This window comes from Bradyrhizobium sp. WSM2254 (assembly GCF_000472645.1).
Classification (GTDB): Bacteria; Pseudomonadota; Alphaproteobacteria; order Rhizobiales; family Xanthobacteraceae; genus Bradyrhizobium; species Bradyrhizobium niftali.
Genome location: NZ_AXAB01000012.1, coordinates 97,609 through 120,335 on the forward strand (window position 1 = coordinate 97,609; position 22,727 = coordinate 120,335).

General features: G+C 65.4%; 22 protein-coding genes, 1 tRNA gene and 1 pseudogene. 12 read left to right on the forward strand and 12 right to left on the reverse strand.

What is annotated here, in order from left to right; genetic code table 11:
- Positions 1-5: 5 nt before the first annotated feature.
- From A3M7_RS0108720 to mdlC, 4 genes and pseudogenes are all read right to left on the reverse strand, one after another.
- The gene (locus tag A3M7_RS0108720) at positions 6-1,274 is read right to left on the reverse strand and encodes an ABC transporter substrate-binding protein (RefSeq protein WP_049823302.1); all 1,269 of its coding nucleotides are present in this window, start codon (positions 1,272-1,274) and stop codon (positions 6-8) included.
- 169 nt (positions 1,275-1,443) lie between these two features.
- Entirely contained in the window at positions 1,444-2,838 is a 1,395-nt protein-coding gene (locus tag A3M7_RS43900) for an MFS transporter (protein ID WP_156936843.1), read from the reverse strand.
- A 135-nt stretch (positions 2,839-2,973) separates the two neighbouring features.
- Positions 2,974-4,425: an aldehyde dehydrogenase gene (locus A3M7_RS0108730; RefSeq protein WP_027543711.1), complete on the reverse strand. Its 1,452-nt coding sequence runs from the start codon at positions 4,423-4,425 to the stop codon at positions 2,974-2,976.
- Positions 4,426-4,482: 57 nt separating this feature from the next.
- A pseudogene (gene mdlC, locus A3M7_RS43905) lies at positions 4,483-6,225 on the reverse strand (benzoylformate decarboxylase); the annotation flags it as partial.
- On the opposite strand from mdlC, the gene A3M7_RS0108740 reads away from it, so the two are divergent.
- Both A3M7_RS0108740 and A3M7_RS43910 read left to right on the forward strand, forming a co-directional pair.
- A complete protein-coding gene (locus tag A3M7_RS0108740) occupies positions 6,219-7,133 on the forward strand; it encodes a LysR family transcriptional regulator (protein ID WP_027543575.1) in 915 nt (304 codons plus the stop codon). The pseudogene mdlC and the gene A3M7_RS0108740 sit on opposite strands and share 7 nt — an antisense overlap.
- 668 nt (positions 7,134-7,801) lie before the next feature.
- Positions 7,802-9,058: a tyrosine-type recombinase/integrase gene (locus tag A3M7_RS43910; protein ID WP_049823284.1), complete on the forward strand. Its 1,257-nt coding sequence runs from the start codon at positions 7,802-7,804 to the stop codon at positions 9,056-9,058.
- A gap of 8 nt (positions 9,059-9,066) precedes the next feature.
- On the opposite strand, the gene A3M7_RS0108750 is transcribed toward A3M7_RS43910, so the two are convergent.
- Both A3M7_RS0108750 and A3M7_RS0108755 read right to left on the reverse strand, forming a co-directional pair.
- Positions 9,067-9,294, reverse strand: coding sequence for a hypothetical protein (locus A3M7_RS0108750; protein WP_027543576.1), 228 nt, complete (start codon positions 9,292-9,294; stop codon positions 9,067-9,069).
- Between the two features lie 73 nt (positions 9,295-9,367).
- Positions 9,368-9,444: transfer RNA gene (locus A3M7_RS0108755), tRNA-Pro, on the reverse strand.
- Between the two features lie 68 nt (positions 9,445-9,512).
- Between A3M7_RS0108755 and A3M7_RS0108760 the strand changes: the two genes are divergently transcribed.
- From A3M7_RS0108760 to A3M7_RS0108785, 6 genes are all read left to right on the forward strand, one after another.
- Entirely contained in the window at positions 9,513-10,502 is a 990-nt protein-coding gene (locus A3M7_RS0108760) for an L-threonylcarbamoyladenylate synthase (protein WP_027543577.1), read from the forward strand.
- Between the two features lie 21 nt (positions 10,503-10,523).
- The gene (locus tag A3M7_RS0108765; RefSeq protein ID WP_027543578.1) at positions 10,524-11,951 is read left to right on the forward strand and encodes an FAD-binding oxidoreductase; all 1,428 of its coding nucleotides are present in this window, start codon (positions 10,524-10,526) and stop codon (positions 11,949-11,951) included.
- Positions 11,952-11,953: 2 nt separating this feature from the next.
- Positions 11,954-12,388 carry a GNAT family acetyltransferase gene (locus tag A3M7_RS0108770; protein ID WP_049823285.1) on the forward strand — a complete coding sequence of 145 codons (435 nt, stop codon included), beginning with the start codon at positions 11,954-11,956 and terminating at the stop codon, positions 12,386-12,388.
- A gap of 20 nt (positions 12,389-12,408) precedes the next feature.
- Positions 12,409-12,990, forward strand: a complete 582-nt coding sequence (locus A3M7_RS0108775) for an NUDIX domain-containing protein (protein WP_027543580.1) — start codon at positions 12,409-12,411, stop codon at positions 12,988-12,990.
- A 278-nt stretch (positions 12,991-13,268) separates the two neighbouring features.
- Positions 13,269-14,198 (forward strand): glycine/sarcosine/betaine reductase selenoprotein B family protein, encoded by a 930-nt coding sequence (locus A3M7_RS0108780; protein WP_027543581.1) that lies wholly within the window; start codon positions 13,269-13,271, stop codon positions 14,196-14,198.
- 36 nt (positions 14,199-14,234) lie between these two features.
- Complete coding sequence (locus tag A3M7_RS0108785; RefSeq protein ID WP_027543582.1) at positions 14,235-15,428, forward strand: CaiB/BaiF CoA-transferase family protein; 1,194 nt, start codon at positions 14,235-14,237, stop codon at positions 15,426-15,428.
- Between the two features lie 168 nt (positions 15,429-15,596).
- Here the strand turns inward: A3M7_RS0108785 and A3M7_RS0108790 are convergent, their stop codons facing one another.
- Complete coding sequence (locus A3M7_RS0108790) at positions 15,597-16,361, reverse strand: SOS response-associated peptidase (RefSeq protein WP_027543583.1); 765 nt, start codon at positions 16,359-16,361, stop codon at positions 15,597-15,599.
- A 63-nt stretch (positions 16,362-16,424) separates the two neighbouring features.
- Between A3M7_RS0108790 and A3M7_RS0108795 the strand changes: the two genes are divergently transcribed.
- From A3M7_RS0108795 to A3M7_RS0108810, 4 genes are all read left to right on the forward strand, one after another.
- Entirely contained in the window at positions 16,425-16,925 is a 501-nt protein-coding gene (locus A3M7_RS0108795) for a hypothetical protein (protein ID WP_027543584.1), read from the forward strand.
- Between the two features lie 34 nt (positions 16,926-16,959).
- Positions 16,960-17,394: an NUDIX hydrolase gene (locus A3M7_RS0108800; RefSeq protein ID WP_027543585.1), complete on the forward strand. Its 435-nt coding sequence runs from the start codon at positions 16,960-16,962 to the stop codon at positions 17,392-17,394.
- A gap of 44 nt (positions 17,395-17,438) precedes the next feature.
- Positions 17,439-17,816, forward strand: coding sequence for a TIGR02301 family protein (locus A3M7_RS0108805; RefSeq protein ID WP_027543586.1), 378 nt, complete (start codon positions 17,439-17,441; stop codon positions 17,814-17,816).
- 250 nt (positions 17,817-18,066) lie between these two features.
- Complete coding sequence (locus tag A3M7_RS0108810) at positions 18,067-18,333, forward strand: hypothetical protein (RefSeq protein WP_007594892.1); 267 nt, start codon at positions 18,067-18,069, stop codon at positions 18,331-18,333.
- Between the two features lie 165 nt (positions 18,334-18,498).
- On the opposite strand, the gene A3M7_RS0108815 is transcribed toward A3M7_RS0108810, so the two are convergent.
- The 5 genes from A3M7_RS0108815 to A3M7_RS0108835 all read right to left on the reverse strand — a co-directional run bounded on the left by A3M7_RS0108815 (position 18,499) and on the right by A3M7_RS0108835 (position 22,658).
- Complete coding sequence (locus A3M7_RS0108815) at positions 18,499-18,819, reverse strand: cupredoxin domain-containing protein (RefSeq protein ID WP_027543587.1); 321 nt, start codon at positions 18,817-18,819, stop codon at positions 18,499-18,501.
- A gap of 10 nt (positions 18,820-18,829) precedes the next feature.
- On the reverse strand, positions 18,830-19,363 hold the full coding sequence (locus A3M7_RS0108820; RefSeq protein ID WP_027543588.1) for a DUF4142 domain-containing protein: 534 nt from the start codon (positions 19,361-19,363) through the stop codon (positions 18,830-18,832).
- 87 nt (positions 19,364-19,450) lie between these two features.
- Positions 19,451-20,140, reverse strand: a complete 690-nt coding sequence (locus A3M7_RS0108825) for an RNA polymerase sigma factor (protein ID WP_027543589.1) — start codon at positions 20,138-20,140, stop codon at positions 19,451-19,453.
- 106 nt (positions 20,141-20,246) lie between these two features.
- Positions 20,247-21,116, reverse strand: coding sequence for a sulfurtransferase (locus A3M7_RS0108830; protein ID WP_027543590.1), 870 nt, complete (start codon positions 21,114-21,116; stop codon positions 20,247-20,249).
- Between the two features lie 207 nt (positions 21,117-21,323).
- Positions 21,324-22,658 (reverse strand): dihydroorotase, encoded by a 1,335-nt coding sequence (locus A3M7_RS0108835; protein ID WP_027543591.1) that lies wholly within the window; start codon positions 22,656-22,658, stop codon positions 21,324-21,326.
- Positions 22,659-22,727 lie beyond the last annotated feature (69 nt).

A 22,727-nucleotide genomic window follows, 5' to 3' on the forward strand; every position in this document is an offset into this window, starting at 1 on the left:
ACGGTTCAGTTCGAAATGCCGATGGTCTTCTCGTAGGCGCGGACGTCGTCGAGCTCCGGATCCTGCGCGTCGATGCACTGCCCCTTCGGCAAGAGCTTGCCGTCCTTGACCTGCGCCACCGGGCCGGTGTGGTTGGCGTTGTGCCGCGGACCGTCACCGACGTACCAGGGCGCGCAGAGAATATCGCTCTCGAACCGCTTCACCGAACGCAGCGCCGCGGTCACCGACTTGCGGTCGATCTTGCCGGGATCCATCTTGAGCAGGGTCTCGGCAGTCACGCGCGCCGCAAGATAGCCGGCCTGCGAGAAGGTGTCGCGCGGATCGCTCTTCTGGCCATACTGGTCCATCACCGCGAGCCAGTTGTTCATGTCAGGCGTGTTGGCGTCGGCCGCCTTCAACTCCATGTCCACGGTGACCTTGCCGTCCCAGTACTTGCCGATCGCGCGCGGGAAATCGAGGTTGTAGAGCGAGGCTGGCCCGGTCCAGTGCAGCTTGTCCGCAAGCCCCTGCTCCTCGGCCGCGGCGAAGATTGGCACCGCCATTCCCTTCGGCGTGGCGACCGAGACGGCGTCGGGCTTGAAGGCCATTGCTTCAAGAACCAGCGAGGTGGCGTCGAGCGAGCCCGGATCGAAAGTGATGATCTTGCCGTCGCCGCCCTGCTTCTTGATCCAGCTCACCGCACCCGTGCACGACCATTCGCCGACGTTCGGAATGTTGGGTGCGATGCAGACGATGCGCTTGATCTTGCCGGGATGGGTCGCGGCAAGGTCCATGATCGCCTTGGTGTTGCTCACCCGCGGTCCGGCGTTGGTGGGCGCGTAGTTCTTCTGGAAGAAGCAGTCACGGGGCACGCCGACGCCGGCGATGACCATGATGTCTTCCTTCTCGTAGATGCCCTGGTTGGCACCGCAGTCGACGAAGCTCATATTGCCGACGAGGGCGACCGCGCCCTGATCGCGAATGAGCTTGGCTGCGAGTTGCGACGACTGCTCCGGATTCCAGGCGTCGTCCTGCATCAGGTACTTCACCGGCCGGCCGTTGATGCCGCCATTGGCATTGAGACACTTGAAGTACGCAGCCGCCGCAAGCCCCGACGAGCTGAAATTGTCCGGCCCGGTGACACTGACGATGCCGCCGATGATGATCGGCTCGCCCGCCGCAGCCTTGCCGTTGCTGAGCCCACACTTGGCATCCCCGGCCTGAGCTTGGCCGCCGGACGCGATCGCGGCAATCGCAACCGCCGTCAGGGCAAACAACGAAGTTTTCCATCGCATGACGATCTCCTCCCCCAATCTGACATCGGGCTGTCTTTGTGATGATGGCCTGCCCGTTCTGCGCGTCAGGCCTTTTGTCCCACCTTGACCCTATTCAGAATCCCGTGGGACCGTCTTGGACTCCGGCGCAGGCCGTCTAGGACACATGCGCAAGGCGAGGCACGGTCTGTCACGACCGCTGCAAGTTGCCTGTCGGAATGGCGATGACGGCCGCCTGCGGCCTGCCAAGCGCCGGGATATGGCGCCGGACCATCACCAGCGCGACGAAGACTAGAATCATCGCGCCGCCAAGCATCACCAGATACGCCGCAGCGCCCCCTGCGGTGATAACGGCAGCACCCGCGAACGCGCTCAGGATCGCACCAAACCGGCCGAATGCCAGCGCGGACGCCGTCCCCGTCGCACGCACCGCGGTCGGATAGACATAGGCGCACAGCGCGAACATCGTCGACTGCACCGCGTTGACGAACAGGCCGTGCACGCCAAGTCCGGCGATCAGCAGCGAGGTATGATCCCTGGTTCCGAGCTGCTCGAGAACGAGAGCGCTTGCAGCGCCGCCGGCACAGCACACCAGGAGCGGCCAGCGGGAGCCGAAGCGCGCGATGGCCACGGCGCAGCACAAGGCGCCGAACACCCCGCCCATATTGTAGGCGGTGAGCCCCGAGGCGGCGACCGCCACGTCGAGCCCTTCCGACGCCAGCATCGTCGGCAGCCAACTGAAGGCGCTGTAGACTGCGAGCAGGCACATGAAGAAAGCGCACCAGATCGCGACCGTGTCGCGGGCGAGCCCATCCTTGAATAGTGCGCCCACGCCCCTGCGCTGCTCCACACTCTGCTCGACCCGATCGCTGAAGGCGGCGTCGGCCGGGCTCGGCCGCGACATCCGCGCAAGCAGGCGCGCCAGCTCGCTCCAGCGCGCCGGGCGCCGAACCAGGAAGCGCGGCGATTCAGGCAGCCCGAGCAGCAGCAACAGGCTCAGGACCAGCGGCAACGACCCGCCGACGAAGAATAGCGTCCGCCAGCCGTGCGCGGGCAACACGGCGCTGGCGAACAGTCCCGCGAGCATTCCGCCCAGCGGCACGCAGACGATCGTCGCCGTCACCGCCAGAGTCCGGTGGCGCTGCGGCGTGAACTCCGCGGTCATCGTTGTCGCCGTCGGCAGCGCTCCGCCGATACCAAGTCCCGCGATGAAGCGAAGCGCGGCGATCGTGGCCAGGTCGGGCGCCAGGCCGATTGCCGAGGTCGCGACACCGAACACGAGCACGCTACCGATGACGGCCCAGCGACGACCGAAGCGGTCCGCGAACAGACCTGCGGATGCGCTGCCCATCGCCATGCCGATCAAACCGGCCGCCACCACCGGCGCGAAGGCGCCCCGGGTGACGCCCCATTCCTTGATGATCACCGGAATGGCAAATCCGATGAGCTGTCCGTCGAACCCGTCCATCACGATCGACAGCGCGGCGAGCAGGACAACGATCGTCTGGAAGCCCGTGAACGGCCCCTCATCGAGCGACTGGCCGACGTCTATTGCGGTGGACGCGTGTGTACCAGGGAGATTCATGATTTGAGTCTTCCGTTGAAAGGGGAATTTGCATCCGGCTTCGCTGTCTGCCCGCGGTCCCGGAAGTCTCCGGGAACGCGACGCAGCGCGCCGAGGTTTGTTGCAGGCGCTTGGGCCTGCTTGTGGTCGTCGACGTCAGAACGGATAGTGACGTTGGGTCGTCTGCATGGTGATCCAGCGAAGCTCGGTGAACTCGGCAATGCCGGCTTTTCCGCCGAACCGTCCAAAGCCTGAGTCCTTGACGCCGCCAAACGGCATCTGAGCCTCGTCGTGCACGGTCGGCCCGTTGATGTGGCAAATGCCGGACTCGATCTTCGCGGCGACGCGCAAGCCTCTAGCGGAATCCCGGGTGAAGACGGCCGACGACAGCCCGTAGGCGTTGTCGTTGGCGCACGCGATCGCCGCCTCCTCTCCCTTGACGCGGACGATCGGTTTGACGGGACCGAAGGATTCCTCGCTGTAGATCCGCATGTCAGGGGTCACGTGGTCGAGCAGCGTGGCGGGCATCAGCGTCGACTCCGCCTTGCCGCCGCACAACAGCCTCGCGCCCTTGGCGAGCGCATCGTCGATCAGCGCGTTGCAGCGATTGACGGTCGCCATGTCGACGACCGAACCCAGCACCACGGGGCCCTTTCGGGGATCGCCCAGCGGCAGCTTCCCCGCCTTGTCGGCCAACCGCTGGACGAACGCATCGGCGACGGCCTCGTCCACGATGATCCGTTCCGTCGACATGCAGATCTGCCCGGAATTGGCAAACGCGCCGAAGGCGGCGCCGTTGACCGCCGCGTCGAGATCGGCGTCGTCGAGGACCACGAGCGGCGCCTTGCCGCCGAGCTCGAGCACAACAGGCTTCAGGTACTTGGCGCAGACCGCGGCGATGATCTTACCGACACGGGTCGAGCCGGTGAAATTGACGCGGCGAACCGCCGGCTCGGCGATCATCGCCTCCACGACGGCGGCGGCATCCTTCGGCGCATTGGTGACGTAGTTGACGACGCCCGGGGGGAAGCCGGCCTCGCGAAATGCCTCGACGATCAGACCATGCGTCGCCGGGCAGAGCTCTGACCCCTTCAGAACCACCGTATTGCCGCAGGCCAGCGGTAACGCGATCGCGCGCACGCCGAGGATAACGGGCGCGTTCCAGGGCGCCATGCCGAGAACCACGCCGGCCGGCTGGCGCACGCCCATCGCGAGACTTCCCGGCACGTCGGACGGGATGAGCTCGCCGCCGATCTGCGTCGTCATTGCGGCGGCCTCGAGCAGCATGCCGGCAGCGAGATGGACGTTGAAGCCGCTCCACAGCGCCGACCCGCCGGTCTCGGCAGCAAGGGCCGCCGCGAAGGCATCGGCCTTGGCCTCGAGACAATGCGCAGCCTTGGTCAGAAGCGCGCGCCGCTCCGAGGGACCGGTCGCGGACCAGGCCGGAAAAGCGCGCGCCGCGGCATGCACGGCCGCGACGGCATCGGCCGCTGTTGCAGCGGGGGCCCGTGTCGCCACGGTCGAATCGAGCGGGTTCTTGCGTTCAAAGGTGGCAGCATCGGCGGCTTGCCGCTTCTCGCCGTCGATCAGCATGGAAATCGCATTCATGGTCTTCTCCCTGGTTGTCTCAGCTCGTCCGGACGAAAGGCGATCGTCGACCGCGACGTCGATCAGCATCGGTCGATTGGACGCGAAGGCGGTCTCCAGAGCGTCGTGCAAGGCTTCGGCGCCGCGGACGCGGACCGCGCGACAGCCCATTCCCGTTGCGATCGCCACAAAGTCGAGGTCCGGCAGGTCGGTGCCCTGAACCGGCTCCTGCGACGCGAAACCGAACGCGGGGGCGAAATCCTGCAGCGCGGCGTAGCGCCCGTTGCTCAGGATCACGAAGGTGATCGGAAGCGCCAACCGGGTCGCACTCCAGAGTGACTGAATCGAGTAGAGGCTCGAGCCGTCGCCGATTACGCCGATGACCCGCCGTCCCGGCTTTCCCAATGCCACGCCGACAGCCGCCGGCATCCCGTAGCCGAGGCCGCCGCTGTCCATGGTGTAGAAGCCCTCGCTGCGCAGGATCGGCAAGTGGGCCTGCATCACCGGCCGGGCGCTCGGCGCCTCCTCCACGATGATGCTTTCGGCCGGCCTCATCTCTGCGAGCGACTGCAGAACATAGGCCGTCGACAGCGGGGCCGTGGGTCTCGCTCTCGGTGCGGCCGCGCGGGTCGGAGGGGCCACGCGCACCGGCGGCTTCGCCCGCGCAAGCAGATCGATGAGACCGAGCCGGATGCTGCCGACGGCGGCCATCCCCTCCGGCGTCCAGGAGGCGGTGGTGGGATCGTCAGTCAACTGGACAAGCTTCGCGCCCGGCGGCACGTGCGGTCCTGATCCTTCGACGTGATAGGTGAAGGCCGGCGCGCCGATGGCGAAGACGAGGTCGGCGCCGGCGAGCAGGCCAACGATCTTTTCCCGCATGGCCGGAAGGAAGCCTGCAAACAGGCGATGGTTCTCCGGAAAGCTGCAACGGCCGGTCATCGGGGCGACGAAGACTCGGGCGTTGTGCGCTTCTGCCAGGCGCACCACGTCGTCGTACGCCGAGTCCCGGTCGACGGCGCCCCCGACGACGAAGACCGGCCGCGTCGCGCGGTCGAGGGCCCGGGCCATCTGGTCGAGGACGATCGGGTCCGACCGAATTTGCTGGCTGACCAGGCGGACCGGCAGGAATTCCGCCGGACGATCCCAGTCGTCCACGGGCACCGAGACCAGCACAGGCCCCCGCGGCGGCATCATGGCAAGGTAATAAGCGCGCGCAATCGCATGCGGCACGTCCTCTGCACGCGCGGGTTCGACGCTCCATTTCACATACGGTTTCGGAAGCTCGGTCGCCTCGCGCGAGGCGAGAAACGGATCGAAGGCGAGCATGGAGCGCGCCTGTTGGCCCGCCGTGATGACCATCGGTGTGCGGTTCTTGAACGCGGTGAAGATGTTGCCCATCGCGTTGCCGACGCCCGCGGCCGAATGCAGATTGACGAATGCGGCATTGCAGGTTGCCTGCGCGTAGCCGTCCGCCATTCCCACGACGACGGCCTCCTGAAGGCCGAGGACATAGCGGAAGTCATCCGGAAAATTGCGGAACAGCGGCAGTTCCGTCGACCCCGGATTGCCGAACACCGTCGTCATCCCGAACCGGCGCATCAGGTCACAGACGGCGTCGCGGACCGTGACTGGCGCCGCGTCCGAATGCACTCCGTGGATCGCGGAGCGTATGGCTTCCTGCATTGGACGTTTCCTGTGGTTCTCGACCGCGCTCTTGACGCTGTTCTTGGCGGCTACTTTCGGCCGCCCCCACCATGGAAATAAGCCACTTGTTTGAAAATTGCCTTTTTGCAGAAAAGTCATTACCTTTCTGCATGACATTCGATCTCAAGCAGCTCAACGCCTTCGCCACGATCGTCTCGGCCGGCAGTCTCGGCCGGGCCGCCGAGACGCTGCATGTCACGCAGCCGGCGCTCAGCCGCACCGTGCGGCGGCTCGAGCAGCAGGTCGGCGCGCCACTGTTCGAGCGGCATTCGAAGGGAATGCAGCTCACGGCGGTCGGGAGCGCGCTGCTTCCACATGCAACGCTCCTACTGCGCGAGGCCGAAAACGCCACGGAAGAACTCAACGCAATGCGCGGGCTGGCGAAGGGAACGATCCGCGTCGGCGCCGTCGGCAACATCGCGAGCCTCATTCTGCCGCTGGCGATAGGGGCCGTCCTGAAGAAGTGGCCCCAGCTCACCGTCTTCGTCATCGAAGGCGTATGGGACCGCCTAGCCGAAGGGCTCATCAAACACGAGATCGATCTGGCGCTGAGTGCTACGGCCGAAGCACCGGACGAGATCGAGGCCATCGCCGACTGCCGCTGGCAGGACCAGAGCAATGTCGTAGCGGCCACCAATCACCCGCTGCGCAGGAAGCGGAAGCTGATCCTGAAAGACACGATGAACGAGCAGTGGGCGATCACGCCGCGCGGCACCGCACCCTACCAGCACATGCAACAGGTGTTCCGCGCGCACGGTCTCGGGCTGCCCAACATCGTGGTCGAGACCAGGTCGATCATCGTCCTGAAGAGCCTCGTCACCCGCTCCGGCTTTCTCGGCTGGATGCCGGAGTCGATCTACGACGCCGAGCGCCGCGCTCGCCTGGTGGACGTCCTGGACATCCCGGGTGCTACAAGTACCAGGACGCTGACCGCCTTCAAACGCCGACAAGGCATATTGCCCGCGCCCGCGGCTAAGCTGCTTGAGGAGCTCCGGCGACTGGCCGCGCGTCCCGCGAGATGGTAACGCAGCCTGCGCGCCCAGGGCGCCTGTCGACGCGTCGGCCAGAAGATCGGATATCCTGTTCGGCGCTCAAGGATTCGATTGCATGGCGAAAACACGTTCCTGTCGCGGGCACCAACCCATCGCTGAATTCCAATCCTTCAGATATCCCTTAAACCCTCGAAACGATTGAGCGGCGGCCGTTTTGCGTGACCCAAGCGTGACCCGGGCTGAACCATCAAGTGGCTGAAATTTTAGGAGATTTGGTGGGCGCACCAGGGCTCGAACCTGGGACCCGCTGATTAAGAGTCCGAAATTGTCCCATTTGCACTCGCAAGCCACCGATTGCCGCATCAACCGAGATGCAGCGCTTCTCGAACGGCAGATTTCGCATACACCTTGGATTCATCGGCCGATCCGAAGGCCTGGAGCACTCACGAGCACCGCATTCAAAATATGCCAAAGCGCAAGATCGACAAGCTCGCTCGCGCGAGAGCACGGCCCGATCCTGCGCAATGGGACGATGACGAAGTGATGACTCTCGTCGAGGCCGCGGTCGTTTTCTTTCCGCACGGTCCATTGACCTTATCTTCGTTGCGCAGGGCCGCAGCCGCTGGGACTCTTGAAATCGCCAAAGTGGCAGGCAAAGATCTGACCACCCCTCGCGCTATTCGCAAATTGGTCAAGCCATCATGCCGGGCCGTAAAGCCAAGCCCCCACGCCTCTGGTTCCGAGAGGATGATGAAACCTGGATCATCCTCGACCGCGGCCGGCAAATCCGCACAGGCTGCGGCCGCGACGACATTGACGGCGCTGCGAAGGCGCTCGAAAACTACATCGGCGAGCGACATACCAGCACAATCGGCGCCACTGACCCCCGCGTCCTCGCCATAGCTGACGTCCTCACGGCTTACGAAATTTCAAAGCGCCCTAAGGACAAGAGTGACCAGCGGGCATGGGCCCAGCACGACCTGCTGCTCATTCGTTTGCTAGATCTCAATAACTTCTTTGGCGACAAGACGGTCGGCGAACTCAAGGCTCAGCTTTGTCGCGATTTCGTAGACTGGTCTACTGGCACGCCGAACGACAACAACAGGAAAGCCGGCATCCAGCCCCGCGACGGTACTGTCTCGGACCAGACCTCGCGACGTCGACTCGAGGACTTGCGGGCTGCAATTAACGCTTATCACGCGGAACACACGCTTAACGTGGTGCCAAAGATTACCCTGCCTCCAAAGGCGGAGGGGCGTCACCGATGGTTGACACGCAATGAAGCCGCCCGCTTGCTCGGCGCTGCGATTGGCTACGTGTGGGACAATGAGCGGGAGACTTGGAAACGCAGGGAAGATGGCAAGCTCATGAGACGTGAGCGATGGATTATCCGTCGTCGCTATCCGGCTGCTCGCTTCACTCTGGTTGGCATGTACAGCGCCCGCCGCGAAGAGACGATCCGCCGAACGCAGTGGCTACCGACAACGACCCATCCCTGGATGAATCTGGACGCGATGGTTTACCAAGGCAAGGGGGCTTTGGAACGGTCAACCAAGAAGCGACGCCCGCCCGCAAAGATTGCCAGCCGGCTACGCCCTCACTTGGTCCGTTGGCGCAAGATCGACCAGACGCGCTCGTCCGAGCTGCGAGCGGCGGGCCTTTTGAAAGATGGCGATCAGATTCGCTTCGTCGTCAACCGCATGCACGATGGCCAGCCGCTTGCTGGCAAGATCAGATCGGCTTGGGAGGGGATCCTGGAGGATGCCGGGCTAGGCGATGACGTGGTTCGCCACTCCTTGCGCCACACCGCGGCGACCTGGCTCATGCAGGCAGGTGTTGATATGTGGGAAGCCGCTGGCTGGCTTGGTATGACCGTGGAGCAGCTCGAGGCCAACTACGGCCATCACCATCCAGATTTCCAGGAGGAGGCTGCAGAGGCGTTTGGGGGAAGGCGCTGAGCTGAACCCTATTCGCCGTGGGCTATTCGTGCCCGGAGGTCAGCCAGAATAAGCTCGTAGGTCCGGAGGGAGGACTTGTGGTGCTTGACCATGTCCTGCGTGACGTCCCGCCAAGGCCCATTTCCTTCGCGTTCCCCGATTGTCATTTTCCCGGCTTCCAGCGGCGCCAGATCGTCCCGGATCTGCTTTATCTGCTCCTCGACGTCCTTGGCGTACGCCTTGAGATCGACCGGCATGGCTGCCGTGCCTCAAATCATTGCGCATTTCATTGCGCCCGAAAAACATAGAAACTATAAGTACTTGAAATAATGGTCGGAGTGGCAGGATTCGAACCTGCGACCCCTGCGTCCCGAACGCAGTGCTCTACCGGGCTGAGCCACACTCCGACAAGAGGCCGGCTTATAGCGTTGGGTTTGGCGCACCGCAAGCGGCCGAGTTGAGGAATTTTATCCCTGTGAAAACGGGTCTTGAAACGCTGATTCTACCGGCTGGCGACGCCGCCGCAGGGACCGCCGCCCGGACGCTGGCGGCCGGCGGGCTGGTCGCGTTTCCGACCGAGACGGTCTACGGGCTCGGCGCGGACGCCGCCAATGCCACCGCGATCGCCCATCTTTATGCCGCCAAGGGGCGCCCGGCCTTCAATCCGCTGATCGCCCATGTCGCGGACATTGCCGCCGCGCAGGCCATCGGGCGGTTCGACGCGCGCGCCTTGAAGCTGGCGCAGGCGTTCTGGCCGGGGCCGCTGACGCTGGTGGTGCCGAAGACGGACGGCTGCCCGGTGGCGGATCTCGCCACCGCCGGGCTCGACACGGTCGCGATCCGCATTCCCGCCCACCCGGTGGCGCAGGCGATCCTGCGTGCCTTTGGCGGGGCCGTGGTGGCACCGTCGGCGAACATCTCCGGCCACGTCTCGCCGACGCTGGCCGCCCATGTCGAGAGCGACCTTGCGGGGCGGATCAACCTGATCGTCGATGGCGGGCCGGTCGCGGTCGGCGTCGAATCCACCATTGTCGGCTGCTTCGACGCGCCGATGCTGCTCCGGCCCGGCGGACTGTCGCGCGAGCGGATCGAGGCCGTGCTCGGCGCAGCCCTGGCGCGGCCGCCGGCGGAGGCCGAGAGCGACGACAGCCAGCCGCTGGCGCCGGGCATGCTGGCCTCGCATTACGCGCCGCGCGCCAATGTGCGGCTCCGCGCGCAGGACGTTGCGCCGGGCGAAGCGCTGCTGGCGTTTGGCCCCGCGCGGCTGCCCGGCGTTGACGCTGCTACGGCCGTCATGAATTTGTCGCCCACCGGTGATCTCGATGAAGCCGCCGCCAATCTGTTCGGCTATCTTCGCACCCTCGATGCGAAGGGCCCACGGACGATCGCGGTGATGACGATCCCCGAGGAAGAACTTGGCGAAGCGATCAACGACCGGCTGCGCCGGGCTGCGGTGGCGAGATAAGAGCGAAGTAGAGACGAGACAATGAACATCAATAAATCTGCCACTCCTCCGCTTGCGCCCGAGCTGATCGAACAATTCCGCAAGATCGTCGGCGACCGCCACGCGATTACCGATGCGGCCGACATCGAGGCTTATGTCACCGAGGAGCGCAACCTGTTCCACGGCCGCTCGCCGCTGGTGCTGCGGCCGGGATCGACCGCGGAGGTCGCCGCGATCTGCAAGCTCGCTTCCGCGCACAGAATCGCGCTGGTGCCGCAGGGCGGCAATACCGGCCTCGTCGGCGGCCAGACCCCGCACAATGGCGAGGTGGTGGTGTCGCTGCGGCGGCTGGACAAGATCCGCGAGGTCGACACCGCCTCCAACACCATGACCTGCGAGGCCGGCGTGGTGCTGCAGATCGCGCAGCAGAAGGCCGCCGACGTGGACCGACTGTTTCCGCTGTCGCTCGGCGCGGAAGGCAGCTGCACCATCGGCGGCAATCTCTCGACCAATGCCGGCGGCACCGCCGCGCTCGCCTATGGCGTCGCGCGCGAGATGGCGCTCGGGCTCGAGGTCGTGCTCGCCGACGGTCGCGTGCTCAACGTGCTCTCGAAGCTGAAGAAGGACAACACCGGCTACAATCTGCACAACCTCTTCATCGGCGCCGAAGGCACGCTCGGCATCATCACGGCGGCGACGCTGAAGCTCTTCCCCAAGCCGCGGGTGGTCGAGACGGCGTTCGTCGGGCTGAAGTCGCCGGCCGCGGCGCTCAAGCTGCTGACGATCGCGCAGGGCGAAGCCGCCAACGCGCTGACGAGCTTCGAGCTGCTGTCGGAGATGGCGGTCGACTTCTCGGTCCGCCACGGCATCGACGTGCGCGATCCGCTTGAAGCAAAACATCCCTGGTACGTGCTGATGGAATTGTCCGCAGCCAGCGAGGATGCCCGCACGCCGCTGGAGGCGATCCTGACCCGCGCGATGGAGGAGGAGATCGTCGACGACGCCGTGATCGCGGCCAACCTCACCCAGCGCAACGGCTTCTGGAAGCTGCGCGAGGAGATGTCGTCAGCGCAGAAGCCGGAGGGCGGCTCGATCAAGCATGACATCTCCGTTCCCGTCGCCGCCGTGCCCGCCTTCATCGACGAAGCCAATGCCGCGGTCGTGAAACTGATCCCGGGCGCGCGGCCGGTGCCGTTCGGCCATCTCGGCGACGGCAATCTGCACTACAATGTCAGCGAGCCGATCGGCGCCAACACCGCGGATTACCTGGCGCGCTGGCACGAGATGAATGCGGTCGTGTTCGAGATCGTGCTGCGCATGGGCGGCTCGATCTCCGCCGAGCACGGCATCGGCGTGCTCAAGCGCGACGAGCTGCCCGAGGTGAAGGACAAGACCGCGATCGAGCTGATGCGGTCGATCAAGGCGATGCTCGATCCGCTCGGCATCATGAATCCGGGGAAGGTACTGTGAGCATGTCCCTCACGATCGACGCGATCAGCGACGCCGACGTCGAACCGGTCGTCGCGCTGTGGCAGCGCTGCGGCCTGACGCGCCCCTGGAACGACCCGCATGCCGACATCGCGCTGGCGCGGCGGCGCGACAACTCGACCGTGCTGGTCGGCCGCGGTGGCAGCGCGATCGTCGCCACCGTCATGGTCGGCCATGACGGCCACCGCGGCTGGGTCTATTACGTCGCCGTCGATCCCGATGGCCGCAAGCGCGGTTTTGGCCGGGTGATCATGGCGGCGGCCGAGGACTGGCTGCGCCAGGCGGGCATCGCCAAGCTCCAGCTCCTGGTCCGCCGCGAGAACGCGCAGGCCAATGCGTTCTACCAATCGCTGGGCTTCGAGGAATCCACCTCGGTGATGTTCCAGAAGTGGCTCGACGGCCGCGAGCAGCCCCGTTAGTTCTCACCCGGAAAACAGCAATGACCATTTCCGACCGCGTCCGCATCAAGGACGTCCGCGTGCTCTCGGACAACTGGACCATCCTGAAGAACACGACGTTCGAATACCGGCGCGCCAATGGCGAGTGGCAGACGCAGCACCGGGAAACCTATGAACGCGACAACGCCGCCGCCGTGCTGCCCTATAATCGCGCACGGCGCACGGTAATCCTGGTGCGCCAGTTCCGCCTGCCGGCGTTCATCCGCGGCTACGACGATCTCCTGATCGAGGCGGCCGCCGGCGTGCTCGACGATGCCTCTCCCGAGGTGCGCATTCGCGCCGAGGCCGAGGAGGAAACCGGCTATCGCCTGCACCACGTCCACAAGGTGTTCGAGGCCTTCATGAGCCCCGGCGCCATCACCGAAAAACTGCATTTCTTCGTCGCCGAATACGAGCCGGAGATGCGCGTCAGCGACGGCGGGGGCCTCGAGCATGAGGGCGAGGACATCGAGGTGCTGGAGCTTTCCATCGACGAGGCGCTGGCGATGATCGCGGACGGACGGATCATCGACGCCAAGGCGATCATGCTGCTGCAATACGCGGCACTGCATATTTTCAGATAACTCGCGCGCTGCCTTCTTCCCTTCTCCCCTTGCGGGAGAAGGTGGCGCGAAGCGCCGGATGAGGGGTTACTTTCATGAGCTCAGTTGCGCGCAGAGAGATACCCCTCACCCGTCTCGCCGCTTCGCGGCGAGCCACCCTCTCCCGCAAGGGGAGAGGGGAAAGAGCTCGGCTGGCTCTATCAGCGCTGCAATTCTGTCCTGCGCCGCCCCTCCCCCCGTTGAGCTAATCGCCGACTATCTCTAGTCTGGCCCTAACCAAGAACCAGGAGACGCGCCCCATGTCCGCTTCGCGCGACGACGAATTCGGCTTTGCGCCCGACTATGACTCTCCCGTCCCTTACATGCAGCGCACCCGGGACTATTACGCCGCAATCGGCTACACCACGCCGTACCGCTGGGCGCATCACACCGAGGCGCCGTTCCAGCCGCTGAAGAAGCAGCTTTCGCAATCGCGCGTCACCATCATCACCACGGCTGCGCCGTTCGATCCGACCAAGGGCGACCAGGGACCGGGCGCGGCGTATAACGGCAGCGCGAAATTCTACCAGGTCTATGACGGCGACACCGCCGAGCGGCACGATTTGCGCATCTCGCATATCGGCTACGACCGCAAGCACACCTCGGCGACCGACAGCGGCACCTGGTTTCCGCTGCCGCAGCTCCTGAAGGCATCCGCCGCGGGCCGGATCGGCGAAGTGGCGCCGCGCTTCTTCGGCGCGCCGACCAATCGCAGCCATCGCGTCACCCTCGACACCGACGCGCCTGAGATTCTGGCGCGCTGCCTTGCCGACAAGGTCGATGCCGCGGTGCTGGTGCCGAACTGCCCGGTCTGCCACCAGACCACCGCGCTGGTGGCGCGGCACCTGGAGCGGAACGGCATTCCGACCGTGATCATGGGCTGCGCCAAGGACATCATCGAGCACGCCGCCGTGCCGCGCTTCCTGTTCTCCGACTTCCCGCTCGGCAATTCCGCCGGCAAGCCGCACGACGTCACCTCACAGGCGCAGACGCTCGAGCTGGCGCTTCGGCTGCTCGAGACCGCGAGCGGCCCGCAGACGACGATGCAGTCGCCGCTGCGCTGGAGCGAGGACGCCTCCTGGAAGCTCGACTACAACAACGTCGCGCAGCTCTCGCCGGAAGAGCTGGCGCGCCGCCGCGCCGAATTCGACAAGCAGAAGGAGATCGCGCGCGGCAACCGCGCCGCCTGACGTCCTCCGACAACCAAAACAAAAAGGGAGAGCGACGTGACGCGACCGTTCGAGGGCGTGAAGATCCTGGATTTCACGCAAGTGCTGGCCGGCCCCTATGCGAGCTACCAGCTCGCGCTGCTGGGTGCCGAAATCATCAAGGTCGAGCGGCGCGAGGGCGAGGACATGCGCCGCACGCCGCTCAGCCGCGAATGGGCCGAGCGCGGGCTGGCGCCGGCGTTCCAGGCCATCAACGGCAACAAGCGCAGCCTGACGCTCGATTTGCAGAAGCCCGATGCGATCGCCATCGTGAAGAAGCTTGCCGCCCGGGTCGATGTCGTCATGGAAAACTTCCGCCCGGGCGTGATGGACAAGCTCGGCATCGGCTACGAGGCGCTGTCCGCGATCAATCCAAAGCTGATCTATTGCGCCGTATCAGGCTTCGGCCAGACCGGCCCGGACCGTTTGCGGCCGGGCTATGACGGCAAGATGCAGGCGCTGTCCGGCATCATGGCGATCACGGGCCACCCGGAGACGGGACCGACGCGCGCGGGCTTTGCGGTCTGCGATGTGCTCTCGGGCGCCACGGCTGCGTTCGGCGTATCGAGCGCACTGTACCAGCGCGACCGCACCGGCAAGGGGCAGTTCGTCGACGTCTCGATGCTGGAGGCGACGATGGCATTTCTGTCGGGGCAGATCGCGGACTGGTCGGTCGCCGGCCATCGCCAGCAGCTGTCAGGCAACCAGGCCGTGAGCCGCCGGACCACCGCGAATTTGTTCAAATGCGGCGACGGCCACATCCTGCTCGCCGTCAACAACGAGAAGCAGTACCGCGCGCTGATGAGCGCGCTCGGCCGCGAGGATACGCTCGCCGATCCGCGCTTTGCCGACTGGTTCGCGCGCAACGAGAACGAGCCGGCCCTGCGCGCCATCATCGAGGCGGCGCTCGCGGCAAGGCCGGCGCGCGAATGGGAGACGATTCTGGAAGACGCCGGCGCGCCCTGCGCCAGCATCTGGAAGGTCGAGGAAGTGATCGATCATCCGCAGATCAAGGCGCGCGGTGCGATCCAGGAGCTGGATACGCCCTACGGCCGCCTGCGTTTTGCCGGCAGCGGATTCCAGCTCGCGCATGGCGGGGGCAAGATGGACCGGATGGCACCGGAGCTGGGCGCGGATACGGATGCGGTGCTGGGAGAACTGGGGTTCGATGCGGCGGAGATCGCGGCGTTGAGGGCAAGGGAGATTGTGTAGAGGCTGGAGCTACAAACTCCCCTGTCGTCCCGGCGAAAGCCGGGACCCATAGCCACCGAATTCAATTTGGCGAAGATTGCCCACCACCATCTCGCGCCACACTGCTCCCTGGGGGTATGGGTCCCGGCCTTCGCCGGGACGACAGTACGTTTTGTAGCGCCAGCTTGGCTAAAACAACGACCCCTGCCCGTCATCGGATGACGCGGCCGCCGCCTTCCGCACCGCGCGTTTCGGCTTCGACGCCTCCAGTTCCGCCTCGATCTCCTCCGCGCTGATCGGCAAGAGCAGCTGATCGTCGTCATTGGCGACGCGGTTGACGCGGGTGGAGACCGGGTGCCAGGCGAATTCGCCCGTGCGCGGGGCAGTCATCAGCGGCAGGATCGCATCGACCTCGTCGCCCCTTATGTCGAGCCAGCGCTCGAAATCACCCGGGCTGATGGTGACGGGCACGCGGTCATGCAGCGTCGCGAGGTCCTCGCCCGCCGCCGCCGTGACGATCGCGACCGTATCGAGCTCCTCGCCGTTCGGCCCGGCCCAGGTCTCGAACACCGCGGCAAAGCCAAGCGGCGCGCCGTCGGCCCGATGGATAAAGAACGGCTGCTTGCGGCCATCCACCGCCTTCCATTCGTAGTACCCGTCGGCCGGGATCAGGCCGCGCCGGCGGCGAATCGCGCGTTTGAAGGCGGGCTTCTCCAGCACCGTCTCCGAGCGGGCGTTGATCAGGAGCGTAAACCCCTTGGGGTCCTTGACCCAGCCCGGCAGCAGACCCCAGCGCATCAGGCGGAAATGGCGTGCGCCATTCTCGACCAGCACAACCGGAATCGGTTGCGTCGGGGCGACATTGTACCGGGGCGGGAAATTCGGCTGCTCGACATAGCCGAACAGTTGCCGCAAAGCCGCGGGGGCCGAAGTTATGACGAAGCGTCCACACATCCTTGGGTGTCTATATAGGGTCCGTTCAGGTCCTTTTAACCCCGAACGTTAACACTGCGGCCGATGAGCTCAATGGCCTCCCAACCCGCGCGGGCGCATGTACAGACGGGCCCCGAGGCTGCGGCCTGGGCCGAACGGCTGCGCGTGGCCAACATCAACCCGCGGACCGGGCTTGCCACCGACTATCTCAACCATTTCAATGAAGCCGTGATGCTGCTCGAAATGGTGCCGGACATGCCGGAATGCGCCGAAGACTTTCTGACCTGGTCGCCGCTGTCCTATGCGGAGCATTTCACGGCGTCGAACTTCAAGGCGCGCGACCTCGCCATCGAAGCCTACGAGAAGGCCGATCCCAACGTGCGCGCGCAGTTCGACCACATCACCGACACCATGACCTCGATCCTGACGGCAGTCGGCTCGGCCATGCGCGAGGTCGAGAAGGACACGACCCGCGTCCGCCTGGCCGAGCAGGCCACCCTCTGGGTCAAGCCGCTGATCGCCGCCTGCGGCGGCATCATCAATGGCGGGGCGGAAGCCGACGTCGACACCATCATGTCGAACTGAGCCAGGTCCTTTAAGAACCAGGTCCTTTAAGAAGATGTCCGCAGTCGTCCAGCCCCAGCGTCCCCAGATCGCGGTCAGCGCGGCGATTTTTCGCGACGGCAAGGTCCTTCTGACCCGCCGCGCCCGCTCGCCCGCCAAGGGATTCTATTCGCTGCCCGGCGGCCGGGTCGAGTTCGGCGAATCGCTGCACCAGGCGCTCAATCGCGAGGTGGATGAGGAAACCGGGCTTAAGATCGAGATCATCGGCCTCGCCGGCTGGCGCGAGGTGCTGCCGGCCGCGGCCGGCGCCGGCCATTACCTGATCATGTCCTTTGCCGCCCGCTGGGCGGCCCGGGAGCCGGTTTTGAACGACGAGCTCGACGACTACCGCTGGATCGCCCCGGATGCCCTGGCGAGCCTCGGCGACCTCAAGCTGACCGGGGGGCTGGAGGAGGTCATCCAGTCGGCCGCGCGCCTGATCGGACACTGACCCCGCCTTGCGCCCGCCGCCTTGAGGGGGCATACACCCCGCCGATGTCCACGCGATTTCTGGCCATTTTCGCCCTGATTCTCGCCTGCGCCTCTGCGCCCACGAGGGCCCAGGACGTGGCGGCGCCGTTTGACGCCGATTTGCAGCGGCTGGCGGAGATCCTCGGCGGCCTGCACTACCTGCGCGGCATCTGCGGGTCCAACGAGGGCAACAAATGGCGCAGCGAGATGCAGGCGCTGATCGATGCCGAAACCCCCTCCGGCGAGCGCCGCACCCGCATGATCGCCGGATTCAACCGCGGCTATAACGGTTTTCAGCAGACCTACCGGAGCTGCACGCCGGCCGCCACCGTCGCGATCCGCCGCTACATCGAGGAAGGCTCGAAGATCTCGCGTGACCTGACGGCGCGCTACGCGAACTGAACTCTCTCGTCATTCCGGGGCGCGCGCAGCGCGAGCCCGGAATCCATCAGGCCGCAGAGTTGGTGGCACGATGGATTCCGGGCTCGCGACTTCGTCGCGCCCCGGAATGACGGCGACGGGCACCCTGTCATCGTCTTTGTTCACAGCCATTAACCGTTCCTAAAGATGTAGCCTAGCGGGCGTTAATACGCGTGCTACACCACTCGCACAGCGCATCGCCGTGGATCGCGCCCAGCCCTGATCGAGTTTCATGAGCCATCCAGTGTCCTACGCCCCCGCCCGCGCGCCGCTGCCCGACCACGAGCAGAAACAGGCCGCGCTGAGCTATCTCAACGAGGCCTGGGCCGAAGCGCGCCACGACGGCGTCGACGGCGACTGCCTGGCGCAGGCAAGCCTGTTTGCCGCCCTTGCCGAGCTCGTCGGCACCTATGGCGAAGACGCGGTAGCGAAATTCGTCGAGGGCTTTCCCGGCCGGATCCGCAACGGCGAATTCTCCGTCGACATCTCCCGGCAGTAACCGCCTTTGGAAAATGACCCCGCCACGCGGGCGGGGCCAGTTGACGGATGAATGACTTTGCGACACCTCGCGAAGTCTGTGGTGTTTATCGCACGGAAGCCGCTCCCTGCGGCCAAGCATTAGTCTCGCTGCGGGCGGGAGATCTTCCCGATGCAATCGGGAATGCTACGGCACGACCTTGAGTGTCGCCTTCATGTTGGGATGAAAGCGGCAGTAATACTCCACCGTTCCCGCCTTCTTCACGACCGTCGTGCCTGATTTCTTCGCCGGCAGGTTCACGTCGAAGTCGCCGCTTCCAGCGGTTGCGGTGTGCGCGAATACGTCCTTGTTAATCCACTCGACAGTGTCGCCGACCTTCGCGGACGCATCATTCGGCGATATTTCTAGATTCTCCATCGTGATCTGAATTGTCGCGGCGCATGCCGGGACGACCATCGTTGCGAAGACGACCGCCATTGCAGTCGAACACACCCGTCCCGGCATCATATCCGCTCCCCTATTTCAGCTCGGCCGCGACATGCTCGGCGTGCTGCTGATGGCCCTGGAATATCTTCAATCCGGTCTGCAACAGGCTCTTCAGCTCCGCATTGCTGGCAGAGGGAATGAGCTGGCTTTCCAGCGCGCCGTTGACCGCCTTGTGATAGGCGACCTCATTGGCGACATAGGCCTTGTCGAAGGCTGCGCCGTCCAGCTTGTCGAGCTCGGCAAGCTTGTCGCTCGCCTGCTTCGACAGCGTGCGGCTGGTGTCGTTGTCCTCGGGCGTGACGTTCAGCTTCTTGACCAGCGCGAGCGCCTGCTTGTTGACCGCCTCGTGGTCGCGCAGCATGTCCTCGGCAAACGCCTTGACGTCCTTGTTCTTGGCCTTTTTCTGCGCCTGCTTGGCCGCGTTGATGTCGATCACGCCCGCGGTGTAGGCGATGTGGGCGATCTGCGGATCGGTGGGCTTGTCGGCTGCGCTGGCGCCCCCAAACAGCGCGGGACTCGACAACAGAATTGCCGCGGCGAGCGCCGCGCTCCGTCGGGTGAACATGTTTGACACTCCTGTGCTGCCGGACGGTTGCCGGCGTCGCTTCACAGGCATTGGATGGGATTTTCGCGCAAACGTTCCCGAAAAATTTCAGCAGCCGCTGCCGAGCCGCTTCAGCACTGATACGGTCAGCCGCTCGCAGCGCCACCCGGCGAACGGGAACGCATCCATCACCACCGGACCGATCTCCTTCTCGACGTTCTCGCGCAGCATGGTGCGCGCACGGTGCAGCCGCGTCTTCACGGTCTCGGGCTTGACGCCGAGCAGATCGGCGGTCTCCTCGATGTTCATCCCCTCCATGACGCGCGCGACGAAGACCATGCGGAAGACATCTGGCAGTTCGTCGATTGCGCGTTCGACGACGCGCTGGATTTCACGTTGGGCCATGGTCCTTTCCGGATCGCCTGCGGGAGAAACGGGAAATCTTATGATCTGCGCGTCGAGCGCCCCTTCCGGCAGCGCGCCGAGCTCGACATGCGGCCTGCGGCTTCGCGCCCGGCCAAGCGCCTCGTTGATGGCAATGCGCGACAGCCAGGTCGACAGCCCGGACTCGCCGCGAAAGCCGTCGAGATGGGTGAAGGCCCGGACATAGGTCTCCTGCACCACGTCCTCGGCTTCGCTGTCGCTGCGCAGGATACCGCGCGCAAGACGGTAGAGCCTGCGGTTGTTGGCCTGCATGATCTCGCGCAGCGCGGCCTCGTCACGGCCCCGCGCGCGGTCGACAAGTTCGGCTTCCGATGCTCTGGCGCCGGCGGACAGGCCGGCTGCGGTCCGCTGCATGGTGGTCACCTGTTTCCATTCGTTCCGGACATTGGATGCAGGCGCGGGGAAAAGGTTCCCGATTTTCTTACTTTCCCCGCCGGGGTCCCTCCAGGGAAGGTAAGAGCTAGTCCGTCTCGATCGGCAGTGCCGGATCCCTCGCCCATTCGCCCATGGAGGCATCGTACAGCGTCAGCTTGTCGTAGCCGAGCTGCGTCAGCATGAGCAGGTCGATCGTCGCCGAGATGCCGCCGCCGCAATAGCAGATCACGGTCTTGTCGCGCGTAACGCCCTGGGCCGCGAATTTCGCTTCGGCATCGGCAAGCGTCGTCAGCGTCTTATCGGCATTGGCAAGCGTCGCGGCGGGAACGTTGACGCTGCCGGGCACGCGGCCGGGCCGGCCGTAGCGGCTCGGCTCAAGGCCTTGATGGAATTGCGGCCCGAGCGCGTTGACGATCACGGTCGAGGGGTCGCCGATTCGCGCCTTCACAGTGGTCTTGTCGACGAAGAAGCCCGCGCGCGGCGTGGCCTTGAAGGTCGTGGCGGGATAGCCCTTCGGCGCGCCCGTCTCGACCGGCCGCCCCTCGTCCTTCCATTTGTCAAAACCGCCGTCGAGCACCAGTGCATCGACGCCGAGCGAGCGCAGCATCCACCAGAACCGTGTCGACCACATCATCGTGCCGATGCTGTAAAGCACGATGGTCTTGGATGCGTCGGCGCCATGGCGGCCGAAGGCGGCCTCTAGCTGGGGCACGCCAGCCATCATGAAGAGCGGCCCTGCGGAGGTGTCTGAGAACTCGCCCTGCAGGTCGAGGAAATCGGCGCCGGGAATGTGCCCAGCCGCGAAGGTCTTGTCGCCGGGGACCGCCCGATAGGGCACGTCGCTACCCGGCGGCACCGGCTCGTTGTAGGTCGTGCAGTCGTAGAGGCGTAAGGCGGGATCGCCGAGGATGGCGGCAAGTTGCGCGGTGGTGATGAGGGGTGCCGGTTGGGACATCAGACTGCACTCCATCCCTCCCCGAAGTCGTCCCGGCGAAGGCCGGGACCCATAGCCACAGGGAGACGTTTGGCGAAGATTAGCAGTTAATTCCTTCCCTGGTACTGCGACCGTCGATCATGGATAGATTCCGCGGTATGGGTCCCGGCCTTCGCCGGGACGACAGCGGAGTGTGTGGCGCGCTTTTGCCGCTAGTCCGCAATACAGTTACGCCTTCAGCGTCTCCAGAAACCGCACCGGCTCGCCTTGCGAGGGCGTCACCAGTTCACCCTGCCACATCACGCGGCGGCCGCGGATGAAGGTGCCGACGGGCCAGCCGGTGACGCGAACGCCGTCGTAAGGGGTCCAGCCGGCCTTGGACGCCACCCATTTGTTGGTGATGGTTTCGCTGCGCTTGAGGTCGACGATGGTGAAGTCGGCGTCGTAGCCCGCGGCGATGCGGCCCTTGCAGGCCATGTTGTAGAGACGCGCGGGGCCGGCGCTGGTGAGATCGACGAAGCGGGCGAGCGACAGGCGGCCGGCATTGACGTGATCGAGCATCAGCGGCACCAGCGTCTGCACGCCGGTCATGCCCGAGGGCGAAGCAGGATAGGCCTTCTGCTTTTCTTCCAGCGTATGCGGAGCGTGATCGGAGCCGAGTACGTCGATGATGCCCTGCTCGATGCCGCGCCAGATGCCGGCGCGGTGATCGGCGCCGCGCACCGGCGGGTTCATCTGCGCCAGCGTACCGAGCCGCTCGTAGCATTCAGGCGCGACCAGCGTGAGGTGATGCGGCGTCGCCTCGCAGGAGGCGACGTCCTTGTGGTCGCGCAGGAACTCGATTTCTTCCTTGGTCGAGATGTGCAGCACGTGGATGCGCTTGCCCGTCTCATGCGCGAGCTTGACCAGGCGCTGCGTCGCCATCAGCGCCGCAGTCTCGTCGCGCCAGACCGGGTGCGAGCGGGGATCGCCCTCGATGCGCAGCGGCTTGCGCTCGTTGAGGCGGTATTCGTCCTCGGCGTGGAACGCGGCCCGGCGGCGGATCACCTGGAAGATGCGGCGCAGGCTCTCGTCGTCCTCCACCAGCAGCGCGCCGGTCGAGGAGCCGATGAACACTTTCACGCCAGCGCAGCCCGGCGCGCGCTCCAGCACCGGCAGGTCCTGCACGTTCTCGCGGGTGCCGCCGATGAAGAAGGCGAAGTCGCAATGCATGCGGTGATGGGCGCGCTTCACCTTGTCGGTAAAGGCGGCCTCCGTCACGGTGAGCGGCGATGTGTTCGGCATCTCGAACACGGCGGTGACGCCGCCCATCACGGCGCTACGCGAGCCGGTCTCGAGGTCTTCCTTCTGCTCCAGGCCCGGTTCGCGAAAATGCACCTGCGTGTCCATCACGCCGGGCAGGATGTGCAGGCCCTTGCAGTCGATCACTTCGGCGGCGGAGGCCTGCGACAGCGCGCCGATCTCGGCGATGCGGCCGCCCGCAATGCCGATGTCGCGCAGCCCCTCGCCGTCCTGGTTGACGACAGTGCCGCCCCTGAGGATCACATCGAAACGCTGGGTCATGGCTGAAGGCCCCTCTCATCCCCAAGCGCAGGGCTCGAGGTCTTGTCGTTTATGCGCAGCGGGCTTACG

Bases quoted from the DNA above. Each gene is read 5' to 3' on its own strand.
- A3M7_RS0108835 (WP_027543591.1), bottom strand. From the start codon at position 22,658: ATGACCCAGCGTTTCGATGTGATCCTCAGGGGCGGCACTGTCGTCAAC.
- A3M7_RS0108810 (WP_007594892.1), top strand. From the start codon at position 18,067: ATGAGCCATCCAGTGTCCTACGCCCCCGCCCGCGCGCCGCTGCCCGAC.
- A3M7_RS0108720 (WP_049823302.1), bottom strand. From the start codon at position 1,274: ATGCGATGGAAAACTTCGTTGTTTGCCCTGACGGCGGTTGCGATTGCC.
- A3M7_RS43910 (WP_049823284.1), top strand. From the start codon at position 7,802: ATGCCGGGCCGTAAAGCCAAGCCCCCACGCCTCTGGTTCCGAGAGGAT.
- A3M7_RS0108820 (WP_027543588.1), bottom strand. From the start codon at position 19,363: ATGTTCACCCGACGGAGCGCGGCGCTCGCCGCGGCAATTCTGTTGTCG.
- A3M7_RS0108800 (WP_027543585.1), top strand. From the start codon at position 16,960: ATGTCCGCAGTCGTCCAGCCCCAGCGTCCCCAGATCGCGGTCAGCGCG.
- A3M7_RS0108730 (WP_027543711.1), bottom strand. From the start codon at position 4,425: ATGAATGCGATTTCCATGCTGATCGACGGCGAGAAGCGGCAAGCCGCC.
- A3M7_RS0108775 (WP_027543580.1), top strand. From the start codon at position 12,409: ATGACCATTTCCGACCGCGTCCGCATCAAGGACGTCCGCGTGCTCTCG.
- A3M7_RS0108780 (WP_027543581.1), top strand. From the start codon at position 13,269: ATGTCCGCTTCGCGCGACGACGAATTCGGCTTTGCGCCCGACTATGAC.
- A3M7_RS0108815 (WP_027543587.1), bottom strand. From the start codon at position 18,819: ATGATGCCGGGACGGGTGTGTTCGACTGCAATGGCGGTCGTCTTCGCA.
- A3M7_RS0108795 (WP_027543584.1), top strand. From the start codon at position 16,425: ATGAGCTCAATGGCCTCCCAACCCGCGCGGGCGCATGTACAGACGGGC.
- A3M7_RS43900 (WP_156936843.1), bottom strand. From the start codon at position 2,838: ATGAATCTCCCTGGTACACACGCGTCCACCGCAATAGACGTCGGCCAG.
- A3M7_RS0108790 (WP_027543583.1), bottom strand. From the start codon at position 16,361: ATGTGTGGACGCTTCGTCATAACTTCGGCCCCCGCGGCTTTGCGGCAA.
- A3M7_RS0108740 (WP_027543575.1), top strand. From the start codon at position 6,219: ATGACATTCGATCTCAAGCAGCTCAACGCCTTCGCCACGATCGTCTCG.
- A3M7_RS0108830 (WP_027543590.1), bottom strand. From the start codon at position 21,116: ATGTCCCAACCGGCACCCCTCATCACCACCGCGCAACTTGCCGCCATC.
- A3M7_RS0108750 (WP_027543576.1), bottom strand. From the start codon at position 9,294: ATGCCGGTCGATCTCAAGGCGTACGCCAAGGACGTCGAGGAGCAGATA.
- A3M7_RS0108765 (WP_027543578.1), top strand. From the start codon at position 10,524: ATGAACATCAATAAATCTGCCACTCCTCCGCTTGCGCCCGAGCTGATC.
- A3M7_RS0108805 (WP_027543586.1), top strand. From the start codon at position 17,439: ATGTCCACGCGATTTCTGGCCATTTTCGCCCTGATTCTCGCCTGCGCC.
- A3M7_RS0108825 (WP_027543589.1), bottom strand. From the start codon at position 20,140: ATGCAGCGGACCGCAGCCGGCCTGTCCGCCGGCGCCAGAGCATCGGAA.
- A3M7_RS0108770 (WP_049823285.1), top strand. From the start codon at position 11,954: ATGTCCCTCACGATCGACGCGATCAGCGACGCCGACGTCGAACCGGTC.